This window comes from Rhizobium sp. WYCCWR10014 (genome assembly GCF_001657485.1).
GTDB lineage: Bacteria > Pseudomonadota > Alphaproteobacteria > Rhizobiales > Rhizobiaceae > Rhizobium.
The window spans coordinates 23,629-47,278 of the sequence record NZ_LXFU01000042.1 but is presented as its reverse complement, the minus strand read 5'-3'; the positions used below and the strand labels follow the sequence as shown (position 1 = coordinate 47,278).

The window sequence follows — 23,650 nt, the reverse complement described above, 5'->3', positions numbered from 1 at the left end:
AAAACCCCTTACTTCTGCTCGTCGAAAGGCGGGTAGCCGGCGTTGTCCTCGATATCCTCGTCGATCTTCTTGGCAGCGGCCGTCAGCGCTTCCTGCGCGTCACCACCGTTGAAGATCTTGTCGACGGCCTGCATGAAGGCCGAGGTGATCGTCGGATAGGCCGGGTGCGGCGGACGGGCGATCGCGGTCTTGGAAGCCTGCTCAAATGCAACGGCGAGCGGACCGCCTTGCGCATAGAGCGGGGATTCGGCGGCGAAGCTCTTCAGGCCCGGATAGGCGGACTGGGTCTTGGCGTACTCCCGGTACTCCTTATCCTTCAGCAGGAAGCTCAGGAACTTGCCGGCGATCTCAGGGTTTTCCGATGTCGCGGAAATGCCCCAGATCCAGGTTCCGTTCGGGCTCACGCCCTTGTCGCCGATCTTCGGCAGCGGCATGACGACGATATTGTCCTTCATCGCTGCCGATGCCTCCGCGTAGAACCAGTGGCCGCCCATGGCGAGTGCGGCCGGCTGTCCCTCGGCGTAGAACTGGTTGGTGCCCGACGAAGTCGGTACGACCCAGCCCTTCTTCACCCAGTCCTGCATCATCGCCAGCGCCTTGACGCAGGCCTCGCCATCGAGCGTGCCGCTGGCCTTCCAAGTCTTGCGGTCGATCAGGTCGCAGCCGGCGCTTTCGAGCAGGGGGCCGTAGGCATAGGTGATCCACTCGGTCTTGATGCCATAACCTCGGAAGGTATCGATCGGCCACTTCACGCCTTCGAGCTTGGAAAGCTTTTCGAGATAACCTTCGAATTCCTCGCGGGTCCAGGCATCATCGACCGATTTCGGAATGCGGGCGCCAATGGCTTCAAGATATTTCTTGTTGCCGTAGAGCACGACCGAGGAGTCGGTGAGGCCGATCGCGTAGAGGTCCTTGTCGATCGGATAGGTGCCCTGGGCGATATTCGAATCCGTCATGTCATCGAGCAGGTCCTTGTCAATGAGCGGCTTGACGGGCTGCAGATAGCCGGACCAGACGTAATTGGCGAGGAACGGAGCATCGAGTTCCATGATATCGGGCAGCTGCTTGGCCATGACGGCGGCGCTGAACTTTTCGTTATAGGCATCGTGCGGCGCGTAGATCATCTCGATATCGACATCGGGATTGGCGGCCTCGAAGCGGGTGGCAACGTCGCCATAGGCCTTCACCCAGCCGGGATCGCCCTGGTGCATGACGTGGATGACGGTCTTCGCCTCGGCAAAACCGGCGGTCGCGACCAGCGCGGCGGACGCTAGAAGTGCGGAAAGTAAACGATTACCCATTAAAATCCTCATTTCGTATTCTCCTCCTGTTTGGCACTATTCGATGTTCAGACGGATGCCCGTTCGACCAGATGGAACGGCAGTTTATGCAGATGCGGCGGTTCGGGCTGCTCGGCCAGGAGGATCTCCATGGCAAGGCGGCCCATGGCGCGGTGCGGCAGGGCCATCGTCGTCAATGGCGGATCCAGCCGCGAGGCAAGCTCGACCTGGTTGTCGAAGCTTGCCACCGCGATATCATCCGGAATGCGAAGGCCGGCGCGGGCAAGCGCCGCATAGACTTCCATCGCCACGCGGTCGTTGCCGCACAGGATGGCGTCAGGTCGTCGACCGGAGTTCAGAAGCGCCTCCACATGAGAGGCAACAAGGCTTGGCGCGCGGTCGCTGTAGACGCTGCGGCGCACCGCCGGCAACACGCCGACCGGGTCGATGCCCGCCTCCTCAAGCGCCGCACGAAACCCCAGCTCGCGTAGCGTGCCGGCGAGAATGCCCGGCAGGTTGATGAAGGCGATGCGCCGGCGGCCGGCGACGATGAGATAGCGCACGATCTCCCGCGCGCCGCCCTCTTCGTCCGGCACCAGCGCGGTGACGCGGCCGGCAGCCTCGCGGCAGTTGATCATGACGCCGACGGCGCCCGTCAACCTGTCCGGCAGGGCGACATCCTTGTGGTACATGGCGGCATAAGCAACGGCGCGTGGCCGGAACTGCTGCACCTCGTCGAGCACCGAGCCGATAGACTGGCCGCTTCTGTGGTTGACCGCAAAGACCGCCATGCCGGCGCTGCGGGCCGCCCCGTCGAGGCCACGCACGATCTCGGTGGCGAAAGGGGAAGTGATGAGGCCGTCGGAGATGACGCCGACCAGCGGCAGCCAGCCCTGCCGCACGCCACGCGCCGCAAAGTTGGTCACGTAGCCGAGTTCTTCCGCAATGGCCTTGATCTTCTGGCGCGTATCGTCCGACATGCGGGCGGAGCCGCCGTGCAATGCGCCGGAAACCGTCTTCACCGAGACGCCCGCACGTTCCGCGATGTCAGAAAGCGATACTGCCACGATCCGCACCATCCTCCTTGGGTGATCGATTACCCAATAGTCGCAACGGACGCTTTTTGTCAAGAGGCTTTGACGCGCACAGCACACCGTTGCGAACACCTGTCTGTCAATCGGCGCACCGATACGGCACGATCACTTGCGATCTTGAATGCAGAAACACGGTCGCATTGTTGGCCGACAGGGAACCTGCGATCGCCAGTGCCTGGCCCCAGATCGAGATCGAGATCGAGATCGAGATCGTCGCAAGAGACCCCGGTGGTGGATAAGCCCAGGCCGCCATAAAAGCCCCGCCCACACGCCGACCAGGTTGCCAACCGCTGGCATCTGATGGATAACGTCAGCCAAGCCCTCGACGCGGTGCGCAAGTCGATGCGGCAGGTCGCCGCCCGCTTCGGGTAATCGGTAGGCTAACTTCAGTTCTCCAAGCGGTTTGTTTTGCGCCACACTTCGTACTCGCCACGGGCATCGTCATGCAGCGGATAGTAGCGCTGCAACGACCCGCCCTCCATAAGCTTCATCCGCGAGAACTCTTCCCAATCGTGATGCTTTTGCGATTCGTCGATCACCTTCGAGGCCATTGCGACTGGAAGCACCACCACCCCATCATCGTCGGCGACGATGATGTCGCCGGGGATGACCGTGACACCGCCGCAGGCAATCGGAACGTTGACCGCATTCGGATAGATGCTGGTCTGCACATGGTAGTTGGGAGTCCAGCCTCGTAGCCATAGGGGGAGATCCAGCTTCTCGACATTGGGCCGGTCACGCATGCACCCGTCGATTACGATGCCAGCGCCGCCTCTGCCTTTGAAATAGGTCGACATCATATCGCCAAAGACGCCCGAGCTCATGTCGCCGCGCGCGTCGACCACGACCACATCGCCCTCCTGCGCATGATAGAGCACGTGGCGGTGCAACTGCGTCTCCGGATCGGCATATTCTCCCTCGGTGAACAGGTCCGGCCGCTGCGGCATGAACTGGAGCGTCAGCGCCGGCCCGACGATCGACTTCCCGCGGTTCTGCGGTACGGGACCGACCATGTGCGGATTGCGGAAGCCCATGTGGCCAAGCGTGCCGGCAACCGTCGCCGCGCCGATTTCCTTCAGTGCGTCGATCATATCTTTGGGCGGTCGCGTAATGTCGGGCGTACGTGTCATTTTAGACTCCGATGGATGAACTACCAGTTCGTAACAGAACCGTCGCGGCGCTTCAGGTGAGGTGCTTCCCAGAACCGAAAGCTCTCCGCCTTGACCGCCTCTTCGTTGACCTCGACACCCAGCCCCGGCAGATCGCTGACCGGATAGTCGGGGCCGTCGAGCCGTGGTTGTACGGGGAAGAAGTCGGAATTGTCGAAGCCCAGTTTTGTTTCGGGCGCCCTGGTCTCGAGCCAGGCGAAATTCGCCACCGCGGCGGCGAGATGGATGGTCGCGGCCGTGCAGACTGGTCCGAGGGGATTGTGCGGCATCAGGTCCACATAATGCGCCTCGCTCCAACCAGCCACCTTCATCGCTTCGGTGAGCCCGCCGACATTGCAAACATCGAGCCGGTTGAACTGATGGATGCCGCGCTCGATGTAGGGCAGGAACTGCCACTTGCTTGCAAATTCCTCGCCGATGGCGAACGGGATGTCGGTCATCGTGCGCAGGGATTCGTAGGCTTCCGGTGTCTCGTCTCGTATTGGCTCCTCGAGGAAATCGAGCACGCCGCGGCCGAGCTTGTTACAGAAGCTCGCCGCCTCTGCCACCGACAGCCGATGATGATAGTCGATGCCGAGGACGACGTCGTCGCCGAGCGCCTCGCGCGCCTTGTTTAGCATGCTTGCTGTAGCGCCGATCGATTCGCGCGGCTCGAAGAAGTCCTTGTTGTTTTGCCCGATCGGAAAGAAGCGGATCGCCTGCCACCCCTGTGCGCGTAGTTCGCGGGCCCGTTCGATGGCAACATCGCCCTCGGCCTCGTCACCGGTCGAGGCGAAGGTGGGAATGCGGTCGCGCTGCTTGCCGCCCAGCAGATCGTAGGCCGGCACCCCCAGCGCCTTGCCCTTGATGTCGTGAAGGGCAATGTCGATCGCGGAAATCGCCGCCTGCAGAACGCGCCCGCCTTCGAAATATTGGCTACGATAGACTTCTTGCCAGATCCGACCAATCTGCATCGCGTCGCGGCCGATGAGAAACTCGCGATAGTGCTCGATCGCGCCGGCCACGGCCTTCTCGCGACCGCTCAAGCCGCTCTCGCCCCAGCCGAAGATGCCGTTGTCAGTCTCGACCTTGACCAGCATCTGGTTGCGCGTTCCTACCCATACTGGATAGGGCTTGATCGCCGTGATTTTAAGCTTCGTAGTCATCCACGCCCTCGTTTCACACGCATCCGCCTGGTCTCAGTCGGCCTTGAGGGCCATTTCTGTTTCGCCGTCGAAGAGATGCATCCGCTCCTGGTCGAACTCGAGCCAAATCTGCTCGTCGGGCGCAACGGCAATGGTCGGCGGCACGCTGACGTTGACGATGGCGCCAGACAGGAACGCCTGTACGAAGGTGACGTCTCCGGTCGGCTCCACCGTATAGGCCTTGGCAGGGATGCTTCCTGGCACCGCACTCTTGTGCAGCTTGATCGCCGAGTGACGTGCGCCGAGCACGACTTTCTTGGTTGTTGCCCTCGCGACCTTCTGGGCGTTGTATGGCGAGAGCTCGAAGTGCCAGCCCTCGGCGCTGGTCAACACAGTGTTGCCACTTGCCGTCGATGCCTCCAGCGGAACAAGGCTCATCGCCGGGCTGCCGATGAAGCTGGCGACGAACATGTTCACCGGATGGGCAAAGACCTGCGCCGGTGAATCGTATTGCTGCAGGTAGCCACCGTTCATCACCGCCATCCTGTCGGCCATGGTCACGGCTTCGAGCTGATCATGCGTCACGTAGATGATCGTCGCCTTGAGGTCCTGGTGGAAACGCTTGATTTCCGAGCGCATCTGCACGCGCAGCTTTGCGTCGAGGTTGGAGAGTGGTTCATCCATCAGAAATACCGCCGGATCGCGAACGAGCGCACGGCCGAGCGCCACGCGCTGCTGTTGCCCGCCCGAAAGTTCGCGCGGCTTGCGCTCGAGCAGCTGCGTCATGTCGAGCACGCGCGCTGCTTCCTTGACCTTCCTGTCGATCTCGTCCCTTGGCAGTTTGCGCATCTGCAGCGGGAACGCCAGGTTTTTGTAGACCGATTTCTGCGGATAGAGCGCGTAGTTCTGGAACACCATTGCGATGTCCCGGTCCTTGGGGTCCAGGTCGTTGACCACCCGGTCGCCGATGACGATGTCGCCGGATGTGATGGGGATGAGCCCCGCCACAAGATTGAGCGTGGTCGTCTTGCCGCAGCCTGAAGGGCCGACGAGCGCGACGAATTCGCCGTCGTTGACCGTCAGCGAAACGTTGTTGACAGCTTTGAAGCTGCCATAGGTCTTGACCAGATCGTTAAGGACCACGTGGGCCACCGGCAACTCCTTTAGTGCTTGACTGCGCCTTCCGTGAGGGCGCGTACGAAGTATCGTTGCAGGACGAGGAACAGGACCACGACGGGCACGCTCATCATGAAGCTGGCCGCCATCAGGCCCGGAAAGTCCGTCGTATTTTCCGAGAAGAAGCGCTGGATGCCGACCGGCAGTGTCAACTGCTCGTTCTTGGAGAGGAAGGTGTAGGCGTAGATGTATTCGTTCCACGCGCCGATAAAGGAGTAGATCGCCGTGGCGATGATTCCTGGCGTCGAGAGCGGCATCACGATCAGGACAAAGGCCTGGAAGCGCGTCGCGCCGTCGATACGCGCCGCCTGCTCGAGCTGCACCGGGATGTTGTCGTAGAAGCCCTTGAGGAGCCAGATCGCCAGCGGCAGGCCGAACGTGAGGTAGGTGAGGATGAGCGACGAATGCGTGTTCACCAGCCCGATCGCGCGCATCAGGATGAAGAGCGGCACGAGAAAGATCACGGCCGGAAACATGTTGCGAAGCAAGACGGCGAAGAACAGGAAGTTTCGGCCCGGGAAAGTGAAGCGCGAAAACGCGTAGGCCGCAGGTACTGCCACGATGACCGAAAGGATGGTCGTGGCGGTGGAGACAAAAAGGCTGTTCCAGAAGAAGCGGAGGAAGTCCTGGCCGACGCTGTTTTGCGGATCGAGCAGCTTCTGGTAGCTGGCAAGCGTGGGTTGGTCGGGCCACCATTGCGGCGGGAATTGCATGGCCGCGAAGCCGGACTTGATCGAGGTGATCAGCATCCAGATCATCGGCAAGGCGGTGTAAAGCATCATGAACACGAGGAATATGCGTCCGCCCCACCGCCATCCGTCGATGCGGATACGGCGACGGGCCTTGCCGCGAAGAGCAGTCTCGACAATCGTGCTCATGCGCTCCCATCCTTCCGCTCGTTGCCGCTCAGAGCACGGACGTAAAAGTAGCCGAACGACATCAGGATCAGGAACAGCAGCACCGAATAGGCCGATGCCACCCCCCAGCGCTGGCGGCCGAAGGCGAGTTCATAAATGTGAGTGATCCAGATATGCGATGCGTTCGACGGCCCGCCGCCGGTCATGATCCAGGGGATGATGAATGAATTGAAGTTGGCCACGGCCAGCAGAAGGATCGTCACCGTCGAGACGTTTCTCAAGTGCGGGAAGGTGACGTGCCAGAACCGCTGCCATGCATTGGCTCCGTCGACTTTTGCGGCGCGCAGCAACTGATCGGGAACCGTCTGCAGGCCAGCCATCATCATGATCATGGCAAAGGGAAACTCCCGCCAGATATTGACGACGATCAGGGAGGGCAGCACCGTGCTGACGCTGTCGATGAAATTCGGAGGCCTGTCGGCCAATCCGAGGCCGACCAGCACCGCCCCAATGATCCCAAAGTCCGAATGGTAGATCCACTTCCAGATATAGGACGCGGCGACCGCGCTGATGACCCAGGGAATGATCAGGATGGCCCGCAGGATACCGCGGCCGACAAAGTCGCGATGAAGCGCCAGGGCGCAGGCAAACCCCAGGACAAATGAGATCAAAGTGGATCCAAATGTCCAGATCAGAGTGTTCGAGGTGACTGTCCAGAACACCGGACTTGTGAGGATGGCGGTGTAGTTGTCGAAGCCGATAAAAATCTTGTCCCGGAGCTGCAGGCCAGGCGGTGTGTTGAAGAACGACAGCTCGATCGTGTAGTAGATCGGATAGGCTATGACGATGAGCATCACGGCGATCGCGGGAAGCACGTACGCATAGTCAGCGCGATGCTCCCAAATCTTTCGCAGCACGCCGGACCCGTCGGGTTGCAGTTTTCGGCGCGCCTCGGCCTTGCCAGTCAAGATGGTCACTGTGCCCTGCCCCTATTCTTCGGAAGAAACCGGCTGCAATCGAGGTGCAGCCGGTCAGATCGGCAGGCGCGGACTAGAGACCGCCGTCCGTCAGGTCTTTGACCTTCTTGGCTGCGTCGTCGGCTGCCTGGTCGACGGTCATGGCACCGGTGAGGGCATTCTGCAGCATGTCCGGGACGATGATGTTCATGATCTCGGGGGACTGTGGCAGCGCCGGGAACGGGATGCCGTATGGCAGCATGGAAGTCGTGACATCAAGGAACTTGATACTGTCCAGGCGTTCCTTCATCCATTTGGTCTTGAAGCCGTTGAGGTTCCCCGGGTTTGAGCCGGCATAGGCCATTTTCAGCGACCATTCGGGGCTCGCCCACATGCAGCTGATAGCCTTTGCAGCCGGCTCGTCGACCTTGCCGCCCTCGACATATTCGGGCTTCAGGATGTGAATGTTCGAGCCGCCAAACACGACCGCACGCTTGCCGTCGGGGCCAGTCGGAATGAGGCCGTAGCGCATATTGTCGATGACGGTCTGCGCTTTGTCCTTGTCGCTGCCCGTCGTCTTTTTCTGCAGGTCGAGCATGACGTTGTAGTCGGACGGGTGCGAGACCATCATGCCGAGCTGGCCAGCGAGGAAGAGGGGCTGGTTATCCGCCTGCTGGTTGGTGAGCGCCGAAACCGGAACCGACTTGTCGCGAACATACATATCGTAGGAGGCTTGCAGTGCCGCTTTGCTCTGCGGGCTATCGAGCTGGACCTGCTTGTAGGTCGGGTTGGCGGTAGCTTCGTCGAAGACGCCGCCGCCATAGGCCCACAGCTGCGGCATGAAGCGATACGGCGTATTGCCGGCGTTCTTGCGCGCCACGAGGCCGTAACCGGCAATGCCGAGCTTGTCGTGGATCTGCTTGGAATATTTGACGACGTCGTCCCAGGTTGCCGGAGCCTTTTCAGGATCGAGGCCTGCACGCTTGAAGACGTCGGCGTTCCAGATGAATGCCATCGTCTCGTTGTTGGTCGGGATGCCGTAGGTTACCCCCTCCCAGGTTACCGCCTTCATTGCACCGGGCCAGAAGTCGTCGGTCGAATACCCTATGTCTTCGGGTTTGAGGGGTTCCAGATAGCCCTTCGAGGCGAACTCGGTGCCGCCCAGGATTTGCAGACGCACCGCCATGGGCGCTGCATTGCCAAGGAGCGCGGTGCGGAACTTGTCCAGCAGGTCGTTATAGGTGAGGGCTTGTTCCTCGAGCTGGATGTTTGGATAGGTCTTGCGGAAGGTCTCGAAGAACTCCTTGTAATACTGGCGCAGGAGGTCGGGGTCGCCCTCGAACACGCCCTGATACCAGAAGGTCAGCCGCCCCTTGTAGTCGAGGGGGGTGACCTTGGCGCAATCGCCCGCCGTGTCAAAGTCCTGTGTGCCGGCAATGGAGCGCACATATTCCGGCGACCACTTGCTCAAGTCGACCGGCGCAGAAAGCGCAGACGCCGACATCAACGATAGCATCAAAGCAGTGGATACAGTTGCGCGCACGGCGGCACCGCCGAGTGAAATCCTCGTCATAGGCATCCTCCAGGTTCTCCCAAGCCGCTCTGCGTCGAGGCAAGCGGTCTTTGCTCCCGGCCGCGGGACTTTCCACCCAATGTATCCCTTCGACCAGATCATACGTTTTCAGATTGTAGATTGCCTGTCAATTGAAGAAATCGTACATTGTTTCGTGAAGTCTTGCGTGATATCGGACCAATATGTGTATTGATTGGGGACCGTCTTGGCCGAAACAAGCGATTTCAAAGCAAAGCCTCCCGAAGGGATCGACCCTATCGGGGCCTCCAGCGAGGGCGCCTCGCTTTATCAACTGATCAGGGAAGACATCATCGAAGGGCGGCTCGCTGCCAACGAGCGGCTTGTGGTCACCGATCTCGCCCGGCGCCACGGCACCTCAACCAACCCCGTGCGCGAGGCTCTGCAACTGTTGCGCGGCGAGGGTTTTGTTACCCTCATTCCCAACCGCGGAGCCCGCGTGCGGCCCATAGACCAGGATTTTGTTCGAGACATTTACGAGATCGGAGTCTTGATCGAGCCGGCCCTGACGCGATGGTTCGTGAATATGGCCACCGTCGAGGACATTGCTGAGCTCGAACGCATCCAGGGCCTGATTGAAGAGAACAACTTCGACGACACGTTCAGGCACAGCGAGCTGGACACCGCCTTTCACACCGTCATGTACCAAAAGCACTACAACCGCCATGCGGCAGAACTCTGGTGGAAGCATCGCGAAGTGCTTCGAGCCGTCAGCCGGCGTTTCAACTTCACGCTCGCCCGGCGTGCCGCGGTCCTTAGCGAGCATCGCGAGCTCATCGCGCATGTAAAAGCGGGAAATGCGAGCGAGGCAGCCGAACTCATTGCGCGCCATGTCGAGGGCTCCGGCCGGCACATCCTCGAACACATGCGGGCGCGTAACGCCGCTCGAGCAGGATAGAACACACGGCCCTGGAATGTCCTTATCCCGACCACTTCAACATAGGCAGTTGAGATGAAAATCACCAGCGTTCGACCGTGGCTCATCAGATCCGAGGCTTCTTATTGGGGAGAGTTTCTGTTCGTCGAAGTGACGACCGACGAGGGGGTGAGCGGCTGGGGGGAGATTACCACCACGACGAGGCTCGCCAATCGCGCCCTCTGCACGATCCTGCGGCAGATCGGCGCCGCTTTGACGGGCGAGGACCCGGCGCGTATCGAGTATCTGTGGCACAAGATATTCCGCAGCTTCACCTACATGGGCAGCCGCGGCGCCGCAGTCGAATGTGTAAGCGCCATCGACATAGCCCTCTGGGACATCCGAGGCAAAGTCTTGGGCAAGCCAATTTACGAGCTGTTGGGTGGACCGGTACGCGATGAGATCGCGCTTTACACCCATCCCAACCAGGCCAAGTTCACCAGCAAGGAAGCTGTGGTCCGGGAAATTCGAGACATCGTCGAGTCCGGCCACACCGCGCTCAAGTTCGATCCTTTCCCATACCAGGGCCGGATCGGCGATGGACAGCCGCGCGAACAGCGGGACGGCTACCTCGACGGCAGCATGACCCGCAAGGATGAGCGCGAAGCCGCCGAACTCACGGCTCTGATCCGTGAAACGGCGGGCTCTGATGTCGACATTCTCATCGATGCACATGGCCGGTTCGACGTCCCCACCGCCATTCGCCTCTGCCGGAGCCTCGAGGAGGCTGGTCAGATCGACTGGTTCGAGGAGCCCTGTCCACCCGAGAGCCTCAACGCCCTCAAGCAGGTCCGTGAGAAGGTCAGCGCGGCTATCTCGTGGGGCGAGCGCGGCCACACGAAGTGGGATTTCGTGCCGGTGCTCGAAAACAAGCTCGCCGATTACATCATGCCCGATGTCACCTGGACCGGCGGCATCACCGAACTCAAGAAGATTTCCGCCCTATGCGAAGCCTACTACATCCCGGTCTCGCCGCATGACGCCGCAGGACCAATCAACGTGGTTGCGGGAGCGCAGGTGATGATGACGGTTCCCAACTTCTACAAACTCGAAACGTCGGAATGGAACCTCGGCAAATACGATCACCTCATCGACAGACCACTCGATGTTTCGAACGGCAGCCTCAAGCTCACGCCCAAGCCTGGTCTCGGCATCGAAATGAACCGCGACTACCTTCAAAACCACGAGATAGAGCTGGATTGATTAGCAAGTCTCTATGCCGCCGCAGCCGTGCGCGCACGAACCCCGCTGACAGAACGAGGATAGATCATGCCAGAGGCAGTTGAAGCCGACGAGGCGCTCAATCGGGTGAACACCTATTCCAAGCCGTCCGACCTTCGCATTACCGACATGCGGGTAGCGGAAATTGTCGGCGCGCCGTTCACCTCCGTGCTGCTTAAGATTTACACGAACCAGGGCATCGTCGGGCTTGGCGAGGTGCGCGACGGTGCCAGCGCCACCTATGCGCTGATGCTGAAGAGCCGGTTGCTTGGCGAGAACCCTTGCGACATCGACCGCCTGTTTCGCCGGATCAAGCAATTCGGCGGGCACGGCCGCCAAGGCGGTGGCGTATCGGCGGTCGAAATCGCGTTGTGGGATCTCGCAGGCAAAGCCTATGGCGTCCCCATCTACCAGATGCTCGGGGGCCGGTTTCGCGACAAAGTGCGCGTCTATTGCGACACCGATGCCACCGTGCCCAGCGGCACCGAGACCGGCAGGCGCCTCAAGCAGCGCATGGAGCTCGGCTTCACCTTCCTCAAGATGGATCTGGGGCTGATGCAGATCGCGGATGTGCCCGGTGCGGTCGTGTCTCCTGCCGGCTCACTTGAAGGGTACCGCAACCACCCTGGCCGCGGCCCGCTGAAGACAATCGAAGAGCGGCGCGTGCGCAACGCGACCTATGACTTGCATAACGTCCCGCACCCGTTTACCGGCCTCCACTTTTCCGACAAGGGCCTCGACTTCCTTGAGCAATACATTGCCGAGGTTCGTGAGGTCATCGGCATGGATATTCCGCTTGCCATCGACCACATCGGCCACATCTCGGTGCAGAACGGCATTCGTCTTGCCAGGCGAATTGAAAAATACGTGCCAGCCTGGCTCGAGGATGTGATCCCATGGCAGTATACCGAGCAGTACCGACAACTGCAGGACTCAACCACTGTGCCGATCTGCACTGGCGAGGACATCTACCTCAAGGAGGGCTTCGAGCCTCTGCTCAAGAGCGGCGGTATATCCGTCATCCACCCGGACCTGCTCACCAGTGGGGGCATCCTCGAGACCAAGAAGATCGGCGACATGGCGCAGGACCATGGTGTCGCCATGGCTATCCACATGGCAGAAAGCCCAATCGCCGCAATGGCCGCCGCACACGTGGCGACGGCGACCGAGAATTTCATGGCGCTCGAATACCATTCCGCCGATGTCGACTGGTGGGACGATATCGTCACCGGCCTTCCCAAGCCGCTGGTGAAGGACGGCTTTATCACCGTTACGGACAAGCCGGGCCTGGGGATTGACGACGTCGTCGACGAGGTAATCTCGCAACATCTGCAGCCGGGCGTCACCGGCATCTGGCAGCCCACGGATCGCTGGGACGACGAATATTCCTGGGATCGCACCTGGAGCTGAGGCGAAAAGGAACGAAGATGAAAATCACCGATCTGCGCTGCGCCGTTATCGGCAAACACCCGATCGTTCGCATCGTCACGGACGAGGGCCTCTATGGCTTGGGCGAAGTCGAGTTCACCAAGTCCTACCTCAAGCCCTTTGTGCTGCATTTCCGCGAGGCGCTGATCGGCGAGGACCCGACCGACGTCGAGAGAGTGATGCTGAAGATCCGCCAACGCGGCTCTTTCAAGCCCTACGGCGCGGCGGTGAGCGCGATCGAGCATGCGCTGTGGGATATTGCCGGCAAGGCGGCGGGAGTGCCCGCCTATAAACTGCTCGGCGGAAAGGTGCGCGACAAGGTGCGGGTCTACAACGGCTCGATCCGCCAGAAACGCACGGGCGACCGGCCGGAAGATTACGCCGCCGACGTCAAATGGATGATGGAGCAGCCGCAGAACTTCTTCATGGTCAAGCAGGGAATCTCGTTTCACTCCAACATGAAGGACACCATCGAGGATTTCCACTACGGCGTGACGCAGAAGAAGGCCGGCTATCACGGTGCCATGGATCAGGGCGTGATCAGCGAGCGCGGTTTCAATCACATGCTCGACTGCGTGATCGCGATGAAGGAAGTGCTGGGCGACAAAGTCAGCCTGGCGCTCGACTGTGGTCCGGGCTGGATGCTGCCCGATGCGATCAAGTTCGCTCGCGCGGTCGAGAAGTACAATCTGATGTGGCTTGAGGACATGCTGACTGGCGACTATGTGCCGTGGGTCAATCCCCAGGCCTATCGGGAACTGACGATCTCCACCTCGACGCCGATCCACACTGGTGAGCAGATCTACCTGCGGCACAATTTCAAGGAACTGATCGAGACGCAGGCGGTACGCGTCATCGGCCCCGATCCAGCCGATATTGGCGGCATTGCCGAACTGAAATGGGTGGCCGAGCACGCCTACATGCACTCGATCCTGATGGCACCGCACGGCACCGCCAACGGCCTGCTGGGGCTCGGCGCGTTGATCAATGTCTGCGCCACCTTGCCTGCAAATTACATCGCGTTTGAATATCCGAGCGCCTCCGACCCCTGGTGGGAGGATCTGGTAATCGGCTTGCCGCCGCAGATCGTGAAGGACAGCATGGTGGACCTACTGGAAGCGCCGGGTCTGGGCCTCGATATCGACGCCGAAGCGGCCAGGAGATATCTCAGCGAAGAGGATGCGGGCTTCTTCGACTAAACCTCCCTCCTCACGCCAACCGTGTGGCGACGGGATCGCCGCCCGTCGACCTTATAGGCCGAGGTATCGAGATTGTATCCCGGGAAGACGGCCACTTCCGTCCGGAGTTTCGAGGGCGCATTCTCTGCGCCCTCGTCTTGTCACTCAGCCGATGGCCATAAGGCTTGCATTGCCGCCGGCAGCCGCGGTGTTGATCGACGTCGACACCTCCTCCAGCAGCCAATTCAGGCAATAGGCTTCGGGATCGCTCGCCAGTTCCTCGGTCGTCGCGGCCTGGACCAGCAGCAGCGGACCGGGCAGGTGAGCGATCTTCTGATTGACGGCCAGAACCCTGTCGCGGTCCCCTTCGACGAGGGCACCCGAGAACGGTCCGTCCTTTTCCCAATCCGACGTCCAGGAAATCCGGCTGGCGACAGCCGCCGGAAGATCCCCCAGGACTGACTTCGATAGGGAACTCGCGTCGACGACGATGTGGTTGCCGGTCGACAGGGCCGCGGCGATCTGGCGATGAAGCCCGCTTTCCGTCTGCGGCACGACGAGAATACGGCCGCGGGGATGGAGCGCGTAGAGATTGAGCTCGCCCACCGGACCGGTGAGCTCGCGTTCGAGCCCGAGCGCCGAACGGCTCGCATATCCGCGCGCTGCTTCCCCCTCGCCCGACAAGCCCTGCTTGTCGAGCCAGACGATGTAGTCGCGAAGGGCGAGGTCCGTATGAACGGAATCCTGCTGCGGCGGCACGGGCGCACGCTGCACCAGTCGGCCGATATAGAGCGGACCGCCGGCCTTCGGGCCCGTTCCCGACAGGCCGCGGCCGCCAAAGGGCTGCACGCCGACCACGGCGCCGATGATGTTCCGGTTGACGTAGAGGTTTCCAGCCTTGATGCGGCTGGTCACATGCGCGATCGTTTCATCAAGCCGGGTGTGAAGCCCGAATGTCAGGCCATAACCCGATGCATTGATGTCGTCGATCAGACGGTCGAGCCCGTTTCGCTTGAAGCGAATGACGTGCAGGACCGGTCCGAAGACCTCCCTCGTCAGGTCCGACAGCGATTTGATTTCGATGATCGTCGGCGGAACGAAGGTCCCCGCCGCGGCACTTTCGGGCAGCGGCAGTTGATCCACCTTGCGGCCTAAGCCGCGCATATGCTCGATATGCTGGTCGATCTCCGCCTTTGCACTATCGTTGATGACTGGACCGACATCGATGCTCAGCCGATCGGTACGGCCGATCGTCAGCTCGCGGAAGGCGCCCTTCAGCATGGCGAGGGTCCTGTCGGCGACATCGTCCTGAAGGCAGAGAACCCTGAGGGCCGAGCAGCGCTGACCGGCGCTGTCGAAGGCAGAGGCAATGACGTCGGCCACCACCTGCTCGGCCAATGCCGAGGAGTCGACGATCATGCCGTTCTGGCCGCCGGTTTCGGCAATCAGCGGAATCGGCTTGCCGGTCGCCGATAGCCGTTCGGCCAGCTGCGCCTGGATCATGCGGGCAACTTCGGTCGACCCGGTAAACATGACGCCTGCCGTTTCCGGAGCCCCGACCATGCCGGCGCCGAGACGGCCGCTGCCGGGCACGAACTGCAAGGCACCGACAGGCACGCCCGCCTCGTGGAGGATCTTCACACTCTCCGACGCGATGATCGGTGTGACGCCAGCCGGTTTGGCAAGCACAGGATTGCCGGCCACCAAGGCTGCGGCGACCTGACCGGTGAAAATCGCCAGCGGGAAGTTCCACGGGCTGATGCAGACGACCGGGCCGAGAGGCGCATGCGAAGGCCCCAGCGTCTTGCGCGCCTGTTCGGCATAGTAGCGCAGGAAGTCGATGGCCTCGCGCACCTCGCCAACGGCATTGGCCGCGGATTTGCCCGCCTCGCGCATGACGATGCCCATCAATGTCTTGATGCGGGCCTGCATGATGTCGGCGGCCCGCTCCAGGCAGGCGGCACGCTCTGCCGGCGGCACCGCGGCCCATTCTGGCGCATGCTCGGCCGCCATGCGTACGATGCGCGCGGCCTCCTCGACCTTTACTTCGGTCACCGTGCCGACAACATCCCGGTGATCGGCAGGATTGAGAACATCGCGCATCACCCCATCCGTGGAGCCGTCGGCAAGGATGGGAAGTGCGTGCCACGGGGCAGCAGCCGTGGAGGCGAGCGCCTCAGCCAAATCCGAAAGCGTCGCCTCGTTCGAGAGATCGAGACCATCGGAATTTGCCCGGGCGTTGCCGTAAAGAGCCTTCGGCGAGGAAATCTGGGCGTGCGGCGCGCCAACGACAGGCATGGCCGCGACGATTTCGGCGGGATCGGCAATCAGCGCCTCGACCGAGACATTCGGATCGGAGATGCGGTGCACGAAGGAGGAATTGGCGCCATTTTCCAGAAGGCGCCGAACCAGATAGGCGAGCAGCGTCTCATGTGTTCCCACAGGCGCATAAATGCGGCAGGGCCGGTCCAGCTTTTCCTTTCCGACGACCTCGTCGTAGAGAGGTTCGCCCATGCCGTGCAGGCATTGGAACTCGTATTTTCCGACAGCGAAATCAGGACCCGCCAGACGATAGATCGTGGCGAGCGTCTGCGCATTATGGGTGGCAAATTGCGGGAAGACCGCATCCGGAGCGTCGAGCAGCTTGCGCGCGCAGGCGACGTAGGCGACATCGGTGTAGATCTTGCGGGTATAGACCGGATAGTCGTCGAGACCGTCGAGCTGGGCCCGCTTGATCTCCGCATCCCAGTAAGCGCCCTTGACGAGACGGACCATGACCCGGCGCCCGGAACGGCGTGCGAGATCGATGATGTAGTCGAGGACGAAGGGGCAGCGCTTGCCATAGGCCTGCACGACGAAGCCCAACCCGTTCCATCCGGCGAGATCAGGGGCAAAGCAAAGCTCCTCGAGGAGGTCGAGCGAAAGCTCCAGGCGATCGGCCTCCTCCGCGTCGATATTGAGGCCGATATCATAGGTCTTGGCGAGAACGGCCAGCGCCTTGACCTTCGGCAGCAGCTCACCCATTACCCGGCCGGCCTGCGACCTCACGTAACGGGGATGCAGGGCCGAAAGCTTGATCGATATGCCCGGGCCGTCATAGATGCCGCGCCCGTCCGACGCCTTGCCGATGGCGTGGATCGCCTTTTCGTAATCCCGGTAATAACGCTCGGCGTCAGCGCCTGTCGTGGCAGCCTCGCCCAGCATGTCGTAGGAATAACGGAAACCGCGCGCTTCCAGCGGCCGGGCGCGCTTCAGCGCCTCTGCGATCGTTTCGCCGGTGACGAACTGCTCGCCCATCATGCGCATCGCCATATCGACGCCGCGACGGATGACCGGCTCGCCGGCCCGCGCGATCAACCGCGTCAGCGCTGCCGACAGGCTTCGGTCGTTGACCGTCGACGTCAGCTTGCCGGTGACGACGAGACCCCAGGTGGCGGCGTTGACGAACATGGATTTTCCGCCGCCGATATGGGACGTCCAGTTGCCCTCGGCAATCTTGTCGCGGATCAGCGCGTCCCGGGTTTCGGTATCGGGAATACGCAGCAGCGCTTCGGCGAGGCACATCAGCGCCACGCCTTCCTGGCTGGAGAGCGAGTATTCCTGCACCAGCCCTTCGACACCGGTTCCCTTGTGCTTGGCGCGCAGCGCCTCGATCAGGCTGCGGGCCGTGCTGCGAATGTCATAGCGTTTTGCCTCGGAGACACGCGCTGCTGCAACGAGCGGCGGCAGGCATTCGGTTTCCGGTCGGCGATAGGCTGCCGTGATGGCCTGGCGAAGTTCGGATTGCGGTCGGATCGGTGGGGCAAAGCCGGAGAACGGCGCGCCGTCGACGGGATCATGGGAGGGCGTGGAGGGGGGCGCTGCGTTCAACATGGGAGTCCCTATTCAATCGATGTTTGGTCTAGCGGATAAATGGAACAGCGGGCTCATCGTCCCAGAGCGCATAATCCGTGAAAGCGGGGCCGGAATACTCCGTCTCGCGCAGCGGGCGTGCATCTGGTCTGTCGCGCTTGAAGGTGAGCGCCGCTGCCACGGCCCTTATTGCCAGCGGCCGGTAGTGAACGAGCAGGTCGGGTTTTTGGTCATCGTCCGCTTCGTTGTCATGCATGTAAGATCCCCCGTTTTGAGGTCGACGCCGATACCGATCACAGCGCTCTTTCACCCGGCACCCAATCTATCACAGCCACAAATCGCGATCTCACTTGATTTTTACCGTTCCTAGGCCGTATGAACTTATTAATATGTCATCGAGAGTTCAAATGGCCACAGAAACTGACGTCTTTAGTGAATTGGACCAGTTCGATAAAAAGATCCTCGCCGCACTCGCCGAGGACGGAAGGCTGTCGATCACCGATCTGGCTACGCGTGTCGGACTGTCGAAGACGCCATGCCAGATCCGCTTCAAAAGGCTGATCAGCGAAGGATATATCGAAGGCTTCAAGGCCATCCTCAATCCGTCGAAAATGCAGCTCGACCATATTGCTTTCGTCGAAGTGAAACTCTCCGATACCCGCGAGCATGCGCTGAAAAGCTTCAACGATGCCATCAAGAAGATCAGCGAAGTCGAAGAGTGCCATATGATTGCCGGCAGGTTCGACTATCTCCTGAAGATCCGCACCCGCGATATTGGCCGCTACCGCCGCGTCCTCGGCGAGCGCATTTCGACCCTGCCCCACGTTGCCAACACCTCGACCAACGTCGCGATGGAGACGATCAAGGAAGGCTGGGACAAGTCCGGTTCGAGTTTTTCGTGAATGTGATCCATGGGAGGCTATGACGAGCTGCCGGTGAGTTGCCGCCGGAGGGACTGTGATATCGTCATTGCCATCGGCTGTCGCGCCAATTGCGATCACTTCGACCATTCGCATGAAGCGATGGCTAAAGCGGTTGCGGCAAGTAGCGATCCACCCACAGCCATTCAGCCATCTCTCGCTTTTCGACCGCGTGGGCTCGATTTCACCGGCACGCACTTGCCGTACTCTTTGCACCACGGCGTCTCGAGTATTGGTTACCGATGCCGGTAGCGAAAGGCTTCGACGAAGGCGGAGAAAGCAGGGGATGGATGGCGCCGGCTGGGGTAATAGAGATGATACCCTTGGAATGTTGGCGCCCAATCCGCGAGCACTTCGTTCAGTTGACCGCTGTCACAATATTGCTGGACGAGATCTCTCGGCACATAAGACAGCCCCGCGCCATCGAGAGCGGCATTGATCGCCGGCCCTATGTTGCTCATCACGAGCTGACCTTCCACACGAACGCTGAACTCGCGGCCATCCTTTTCGAACTCCCAGGCATAGAGCGCGCCTGACGTCGGAAGACGCAGGTTGACGCAATTGTGGTCCGTCAAGTCATGCGGGGTCGAAGGCACAGTGCGGGTTGCAAAATATTCGGGTGATCCGACCACGGCGTAAGAGATATCGGGTCCAATGCGAACGGCCACCATGTCGCGCGCAATCGCTTCGCCGAGCCGCACGCCGGCATCGAATTGGCGTTCCACGATATTTGTGAAACCGTTGTCGACGATGAGTTCCACGGTGATATCGGGGCATTCCCGTAAAAATGCCGGCAGCCTCTCACGGAAGACCAACTCCACGGCATCATCGGGACATACGAGGCGGACTGTGCCCGAAGGCTTGTCGCGCAGCGCGCCGAGGGCACTGATCCCGGCGGCGATGCTCTCGAAATGCGGCTGAATACTTTCCACGAGACGCGCACCGGCTGCAGTGGGAGCCACGTCACGCGTCGTGCGGGAGAGAAGCCGGACGCCAAGTCGGGCTTCGAGCGCGCTGATCGTATGGCTCAACGCCGAGCGCGTGACTCCCAGTTTCGATGCAGCGCGCGTGAAACTCCGCTCCTGAGCCACCTCCAGAAACGCACGCATTTCCGTGAACTCGTCGCGCCGCATTGTTGAATCTCCTTCATCACGACGTTCAGATTATAACTTCTAGTCGCGCAAAACCAGTCCGGCTATCTATCTGGCAACGGACAGGAGAACGTGCATGGCCGTCGAGTTGACATTGAATGAGACCTCACTGATGGACGACACGGCGACCTCATGGTCTGCTGTGACCTGTCTCTCGCTTCTCAGTTTCCTTCTGGTGGGGCTGGAATTTCTCCCTGTGAGCCTTCTGACCCCAATCGCCAGGGACCTCTCTATTTCAGAGGGACAAGCCGGATTGGCGATCACCGTGTCGGGTGTCTTCGCGGTTATCACCAGCCTTTTCGGCAATGCCTTCCTGGCGAGGATCGACCGGAAGTCTGTCGTCTTGCTCTATACGGCGGTTCTTGTTGCATCGAGTTTGGCGGTTGCCCTCGCACCCAACTTCCCTGTCTTTCTCGTCGGACGGTCCCTGGTCGGCGTTTCGATCGGCGGCTTCTGGTCGCTGTCGACGGCTATTCTGGCACGCTTGGCTTCGGACCGTGATCTGCCCAAGGCCATTGCGCTTCTGCAAGGTGGCACCGCATTCGCACTCGTCCTTGCCGCGCCGCTCGGCAGTTTTCTTGGCGGGTTCATCGGATGGCGCGGAACCTTCTTCATTACCGTGCCGATCGGAATTGCCGCACTCGTCTGGCAACTGGTCGTTCTGCCGAGGATGCCGGCGACATCAACCGTCTCGGTGGCCGGAATATTCGGGCTGCTGCGCAATCGCACATTCGCAGTTGGAATGGCGGCGACCGGCTTGGCCTTCATTGGCCAGAACGCACTGTCTATTTACCTTCGTCCGTTCCTCGAAGGCGTCACGGGATTGGAATTGAATGTTCTGTCCATGGTGCTTCTCGGCCTTGGCGTCGGCGGACTAGCTGGAACCTCCGTCATTGGCTTTGTCGCCCGGCGCCACCTCCTGCTCGTTCTCGTAGGACTGCCAGCCGCTCTTGCGTTCCTTGCCCTGCTGCTGATCGCTCTCGGGCCGTTCGCGGCGGCTACGGCATCCCTCCTCGTCATGTGGGGATTTTTCTCGACGCCGATTCCGGTCGCCTGGAATACCTGGATGGCCGCCATCGTTCCCGGTGAATTGGAAGCGGCAGGTGGACTGCAGGTGGCGCTGATCCAACTCGCCATTGCAGGCGGCGCTTTCGCTGGCGGCATGTTGTTCGACACCGCGGGATGGTGGAGCACCTTCCTTCTGGCCGCCTGCCTTCTCGCCGGTTCGGCTGTCCTCGCCGCACTCGCCGGTCGCCGTTCCTGAACCTTCAGAAACCTCACAACAGGATATCATCATGTCCCAAGGAATCGAAAACAAAGTCGTCGTCATCACCGGAGCAAGCAGCGGGCTTGGCGAAGCCACCGCCCGTCACCTTGCTGAGCGCGGCGCTTCCGTCGTCCTCGGCGCGCGGCGTAGCGACCGCATCGCTCAACTGGCTGAGGAGCTGTCCGCCAAGGGCTATAGAGCCAAGGCAGTCCAAACCGACGTCACGGATCAACATCAAGTCAAGAAGCTCGTCGACACCGCCGTCAACGCGTTCGGTCGCATCGACGTGATGCTGAACAATGCCGGCCTGATGCCACTTGCGCCGCTCGAACGGCTCAAAGTTGACGAGTGGGATCGCATGATCGACGTGAACATCAAAGGAGTGCTCTACGGCATCGCAGCGGCGCTTCCGCACATGAAGGCGCAGAAGTCGGGGCACATCATCAACGTGTCCTCCGTCTACGGTCATGTTGTCGATCCGGGTGCCACCGTCTATTGCGCGACGAAATTCGCCGTGCGCGCCCTCTCGGAAGGGCTGCGGAAGGAAGTGAAGCCATACAACATCCGCACCACGATCATTTCACCCGGCGCGGTGAGCACCGAACTGCTTGAACACATCAGCGAAAAGGACATCCAGGCGGGCACCAAGGCGTTCGTCAGCAAGATCGCCGTCAGCGCGGACACGTTCGCCCGAACGGTCGCCTTCGCGGTGAACGAACCAGATGATGTCGACATCAACGAAATCCTGTTCCGGCCGACGGCTCAACCTGTCTGACGCGAGGCGCGCTATGTCGATGACATCCAAGTTCATGAGCCGTCGCGCGGTGCTGGGCGGAACCTTGGCGGCTGCCGCTCTCCCTCTCGTGGCACAAGGGCAGGACGAGCGCGGTCCGGCAGATCCCGAGGCGACAGGCGTCAGGATCAGGATAGGCTTCAACGATCTAACCCTGACCGCGACACTCGCCGACAATCCGACGGCGCGCGATCTCGTTTCCATGCTGCCCCTGAACCTTAAGATTGAGGACTATGGCAGGAACGAAAAGATCGTCCATCTGCCGCGCAAGCTGACCGAAGAAGGCAGCGGTGCTTTCGGAAACGAGCAGCCGGGCGACCTTTGCTACTTCAAACCATGGGGTAACCTGGCCCTGTTCTACGCGGATTACCGCTGGGACGGGCTGATCCGGCTCGGCCGCTTCGACAATGGCTTCGCTCCGTTGCTGGTGCGCGGCGAGTATCCGGTCCGCATAGAACGCATCTGACAAGAGTTCCATGGGCGGAAATCTGAAATCGCTTTCCTCCCAAGCATGAAGAACCCAAAGACGATAAATTTCCGCAATTAGGAGCAACTGCCCCTTTCCAGGCGGACTAGTTCCTCTCAGGCCCGGGCCAACGTGCGACCTAGTGCGGTCTTTGGATTTCACAGTAGACAATGCTGCGGTTTGAGCCGGACCAAACCGACACCTTCACATCCGCCCCAGTCACGCTTTCACTGGCGATCAAGCCCATCTCTCGTTCTGACCGCAACAGCAGCGCCCAGTTCATAAATGTTTCCATATAGCCATCGACCTCCGTCTCCGGGGAGAAGTTGGCGAATAGGAATGTGCCGCCAGGCTTAAGCATGCTGACGCACTTCTTGGTGAGTTTTACGGCGACCGCGTCCGGCAAATAGTCATAAAGACCCGCGGCATAAACGAAATCGAACATTCCCAGCGCATGTCTTCCACCGATCAGGGATTTGACCGACCCGTTCACCGCTTCGACGGAGGTGCCGGCGAAATCGCGGGCGACGGTTCCAACGCTCATCGGGTCTTGGTCCAAAGCCACCCAGCGTCTGATCGCGCCGGCGCCGAGCGCGCGCGACAAAGGCCCCTCACGAAGATGCCCGGCGGCGATGGCGAGGACTTCGGTAGCACCAGACTGGGCCGAAGCGATTTCGTCAACGCGGCGAGCCAAAATGTCTCGACGCTCCCTTACCGCGACGGATGACGAAGCGTTTCGAGTGTAGGCGTAGATCGAGCGTCCCAAGTTGCTCGCTGACAAGACGGCGTCCTCAATCTCAGGTCTGCCATAGATGAAGTCGAGAAGGCGCGCGTCGCCAGAATAGCCGCGCGGTTTTTCAAACGACCAGCGGGTCAATGGATCTTGATGAAGATAGTGAGCAACCGGATGGGATTGCGCGATCGGAACGATGACGTCCCACACCTCCGGATGGAAGCGCCGCCGTATCTGATGCAAGGCGTCGGTAAGACGCTCGATGATCGCATTAGGCTCGACGCCGGATTTGAACTGACGGATCGACACGTCAAGGCTGAGAGCAAGCTCGGCTCTGGCAACGATCAGGTGGCCCGGATCTGGGGTAGCAACCTTCCTTGCTACCCGACGAATTTCGCCGGGCGTGACAAGACTTTCACCGTCCAAGACCAGGCTTTGTGCCATTTCGAGACCCCTTTGACATAGCCTTAAGCATAAT

At 60.8% G+C, this 23,650-nt stretch carries 20 protein-coding genes; 8 read left to right on the top strand and 12 right to left on the bottom strand.

What is annotated here, in order from left to right:
- Positions 1-8 precede the first annotated feature (8 nt).
- The 8 genes from A6U98_RS23280 to A6U98_RS23245 form a co-directional block, all read right to left on the bottom strand.
- Positions 9-1,301: a sugar ABC transporter substrate-binding protein gene (locus A6U98_RS23280; RefSeq protein WP_064653167.1), complete on the bottom strand. Its 1,293-nt coding sequence runs from the start codon at positions 1,299-1,301 to the stop codon at positions 9-11.
- A gap of 47 nt (positions 1,302-1,348) precedes the next feature.
- A complete protein-coding gene (locus tag A6U98_RS23275) occupies positions 1,349-2,359 on the bottom strand; it encodes a LacI family DNA-binding transcriptional regulator (RefSeq protein WP_064653165.1) in 1,011 nt (336 codons plus the stop codon).
- 401 nt (positions 2,360-2,760) lie between these two features.
- Positions 2,761-3,504, bottom strand: a complete 744-nt coding sequence (locus tag A6U98_RS23270) for a ribonuclease activity regulator RraA (RefSeq protein ID WP_064653163.1) — start codon at positions 3,502-3,504, stop codon at positions 2,761-2,763.
- Between the two features lie 20 nt (positions 3,505-3,524).
- On the bottom strand, positions 3,525-4,688 hold the full coding sequence (locus tag A6U98_RS23265; RefSeq protein WP_064653162.1) for a mandelate racemase/muconate lactonizing enzyme family protein: 1,164 nt from the start codon (positions 4,686-4,688) through the stop codon (positions 3,525-3,527).
- A 33-nt stretch (positions 4,689-4,721) separates the two neighbouring features.
- Positions 4,722-5,819, bottom strand: coding sequence for an ABC transporter ATP-binding protein (locus tag A6U98_RS23260; RefSeq protein ID WP_064653160.1), 1,098 nt, complete (start codon positions 5,817-5,819; stop codon positions 4,722-4,724).
- Between the two features lie 11 nt (positions 5,820-5,830).
- The gene (locus tag A6U98_RS23255; protein WP_064653158.1) at positions 5,831-6,721 is read right to left on the bottom strand and encodes a carbohydrate ABC transporter permease; all 891 of its coding nucleotides are present in this window, start codon (positions 6,719-6,721) and stop codon (positions 5,831-5,833) included.
- Positions 6,718-7,677: a sugar ABC transporter permease gene (locus A6U98_RS23250; protein ID WP_064653156.1), complete on the bottom strand. Its 960-nt coding sequence runs from the start codon at positions 7,675-7,677 to the stop codon at positions 6,718-6,720. The genes A6U98_RS23255 and A6U98_RS23250 overlap by 4 nt, the downstream gene beginning before the upstream one ends.
- Positions 7,678-7,750: 73 nt before the next feature.
- Positions 7,751-9,229, bottom strand: a complete 1,479-nt coding sequence (locus tag A6U98_RS23245) for a sugar ABC transporter substrate-binding protein (protein ID WP_064653154.1) — start codon at positions 9,227-9,229, stop codon at positions 7,751-7,753.
- 205 nt (positions 9,230-9,434) lie between these two features.
- Here A6U98_RS23245 and A6U98_RS23240 point away from each other — a divergent pair, with 205 nt between their 5' ends.
- The 4 genes from A6U98_RS23240 to A6U98_RS23225 all read left to right on the top strand — a co-directional run bounded on the left by A6U98_RS23240 (position 9,435) and on the right by A6U98_RS23225 (position 14,011).
- Complete coding sequence (locus tag A6U98_RS23240) at positions 9,435-10,145, top strand: GntR family transcriptional regulator (protein WP_064653246.1); 711 nt, start codon at positions 9,435-9,437, stop codon at positions 10,143-10,145.
- A gap of 54 nt (positions 10,146-10,199) precedes the next feature.
- The gene (locus tag A6U98_RS23235) at positions 10,200-11,366 is read left to right on the top strand and encodes a mandelate racemase/muconate lactonizing enzyme family protein (protein WP_064653152.1); all 1,167 of its coding nucleotides are present in this window, start codon (positions 10,200-10,202) and stop codon (positions 11,364-11,366) included.
- 66 nt (positions 11,367-11,432) lie between these two features.
- Positions 11,433-12,794, top strand: coding sequence for a mandelate racemase/muconate lactonizing enzyme family protein (locus A6U98_RS23230; RefSeq protein WP_064653150.1), 1,362 nt, complete (start codon positions 11,433-11,435; stop codon positions 12,792-12,794).
- Between the two features lie 17 nt (positions 12,795-12,811).
- Positions 12,812-14,011, top strand: a complete 1,200-nt coding sequence (locus A6U98_RS23225; RefSeq protein WP_064653148.1) for a mandelate racemase/muconate lactonizing enzyme family protein — start codon at positions 12,812-12,814, stop codon at positions 14,009-14,011.
- Positions 14,012-14,155: 144 nt separating this feature from the next.
- On the opposite strand, the gene putA is transcribed toward A6U98_RS23225, so the two are convergent.
- Positions 14,156-17,863 carry a trifunctional transcriptional regulator/proline dehydrogenase/L-glutamate gamma-semialdehyde dehydrogenase gene (putA, locus tag A6U98_RS23220; RefSeq protein ID WP_064653146.1) on the bottom strand — a complete coding sequence of 1,236 codons (3,708 nt, stop codon included), beginning with the start codon at positions 17,861-17,863 and terminating at the stop codon, positions 14,156-14,158.
- 28 nt (positions 17,864-17,891) lie between these two features.
- Positions 17,892-18,098, bottom strand: a complete 207-nt coding sequence (locus A6U98_RS23215; protein WP_064653144.1) for a hypothetical protein — start codon at positions 18,096-18,098, stop codon at positions 17,892-17,894.
- A 151-nt stretch (positions 18,099-18,249) separates the two neighbouring features.
- Between A6U98_RS23215 and A6U98_RS23210 the strand changes: the two genes are divergently transcribed.
- The gene (locus A6U98_RS23210; protein WP_064653143.1) at positions 18,250-18,744 is read left to right on the top strand and encodes an Lrp/AsnC ligand binding domain-containing protein; all 495 of its coding nucleotides are present in this window, start codon (positions 18,250-18,252) and stop codon (positions 18,742-18,744) included.
- Between the two features lie 254 nt (positions 18,745-18,998).
- Here A6U98_RS23210 and A6U98_RS23205 read toward each other — a convergent pair whose 3' ends face one another.
- Positions 18,999-19,895, bottom strand: a complete 897-nt coding sequence (locus A6U98_RS23205; protein ID WP_064653141.1) for a LysR family transcriptional regulator — start codon at positions 19,893-19,895, stop codon at positions 18,999-19,001.
- 94 nt (positions 19,896-19,989) lie between these two features.
- On the opposite strand from A6U98_RS23205, the gene A6U98_RS23200 reads away from it, so the two are divergent.
- The 3 genes from A6U98_RS23200 to A6U98_RS23190 are packed head-to-tail and all read left to right on the top strand — an operon-like array spanning position 19,990 to position 22,439.
- Positions 19,990-21,177 (top strand): MFS transporter, encoded by a 1,188-nt coding sequence (locus A6U98_RS23200; protein ID WP_064653139.1) that lies wholly within the window; start codon positions 19,990-19,992, stop codon positions 21,175-21,177.
- 31 nt (positions 21,178-21,208) lie between these two features.
- Positions 21,209-21,955 (top strand): SDR family oxidoreductase, encoded by a 747-nt coding sequence (locus tag A6U98_RS23195; protein WP_064653137.1) that lies wholly within the window; start codon positions 21,209-21,211, stop codon positions 21,953-21,955.
- A gap of 13 nt (positions 21,956-21,968) precedes the next feature.
- Positions 21,969-22,439: a cyclophilin-like fold protein gene (locus A6U98_RS23190; protein ID WP_064653135.1), complete on the top strand. Its 471-nt coding sequence runs from the start codon at positions 21,969-21,971 to the stop codon at positions 22,437-22,439.
- A 139-nt stretch (positions 22,440-22,578) separates the two neighbouring features.
- Here A6U98_RS23190 and A6U98_RS23185 read toward each other — a convergent pair whose 3' ends face one another.
- Complete coding sequence (locus tag A6U98_RS23185) at positions 22,579-23,616, bottom strand: class I SAM-dependent methyltransferase (protein WP_064653133.1); 1,038 nt, start codon at positions 23,614-23,616, stop codon at positions 22,579-22,581.
- Positions 23,617-23,650 lie beyond the last annotated feature (34 nt).

Coding starts and splice junctions, on each gene's coding strand:
- A6U98_RS23200 (WP_064653139.1), top strand. CDS start 19,990: ATGGCCGTCGAGTTGACATTGAATGAGACCTCACTGATGGACGACACG.
- A6U98_RS23280 (WP_064653167.1), bottom strand. CDS start 1,301: ATGGGTAATCGTTTACTTTCCGCACTTCTAGCGTCCGCCGCGCTGGTC.
- A6U98_RS23270 (WP_064653163.1), bottom strand. CDS start 3,504: ATGACACGTACGCCCGACATTACGCGACCGCCCAAAGATATGATCGAC.
- A6U98_RS23245 (WP_064653154.1), bottom strand. CDS start 9,229: ATGACGAGGATTTCACTCGGCGGTGCCGCCGTGCGCGCAACTGTATCC.
- A6U98_RS23185 (WP_064653133.1), bottom strand. CDS start 23,616: ATGGCACAAAGCCTGGTCTTGGACGGTGAAAGTCTTGTCACGCCCGGC.
- A6U98_RS23255 (WP_064653158.1), bottom strand. CDS start 6,721: ATGAGCACGATTGTCGAGACTGCTCTTCGCGGCAAGGCCCGTCGCCGT.
- A6U98_RS23225 (WP_064653148.1), top strand. CDS start 12,812: ATGAAAATCACCGATCTGCGCTGCGCCGTTATCGGCAAACACCCGATC.
- A6U98_RS23215 (WP_064653144.1), bottom strand. CDS start 18,098: ATGCATGACAACGAAGCGGACGATGACCAAAAACCCGACCTGCTCGTT.
- A6U98_RS23265 (WP_064653162.1), bottom strand. CDS start 4,688: ATGACTACGAAGCTTAAAATCACGGCGATCAAGCCCTATCCAGTATGG.
- A6U98_RS23195 (WP_064653137.1), top strand. CDS start 21,209: ATGTCCCAAGGAATCGAAAACAAAGTCGTCGTCATCACCGGAGCAAGC.
- A6U98_RS23275 (WP_064653165.1), bottom strand. CDS start 2,359: ATGGTGCGGATCGTGGCAGTATCGCTTTCTGACATCGCGGAACGTGCG.
- A6U98_RS23210 (WP_064653143.1), top strand. CDS start 18,250: ATGGCCACAGAAACTGACGTCTTTAGTGAATTGGACCAGTTCGATAAA.
- A6U98_RS23235 (WP_064653152.1), top strand. CDS start 10,200: ATGAAAATCACCAGCGTTCGACCGTGGCTCATCAGATCCGAGGCTTCT.
- A6U98_RS23230 (WP_064653150.1), top strand. CDS start 11,433: ATGCCAGAGGCAGTTGAAGCCGACGAGGCGCTCAATCGGGTGAACACC.
- A6U98_RS23190 (WP_064653135.1), top strand. CDS start 21,969: ATGTCGATGACATCCAAGTTCATGAGCCGTCGCGCGGTGCTGGGCGGA.
- putA (WP_064653146.1), bottom strand. CDS start 17,863: ATGTTGAACGCAGCGCCCCCCTCCACGCCCTCCCATGATCCCGTCGAC.
- A6U98_RS23205 (WP_064653141.1), bottom strand. CDS start 19,895: ATGCGGCGCGACGAGTTCACGGAAATGCGTGCGTTTCTGGAGGTGGCT.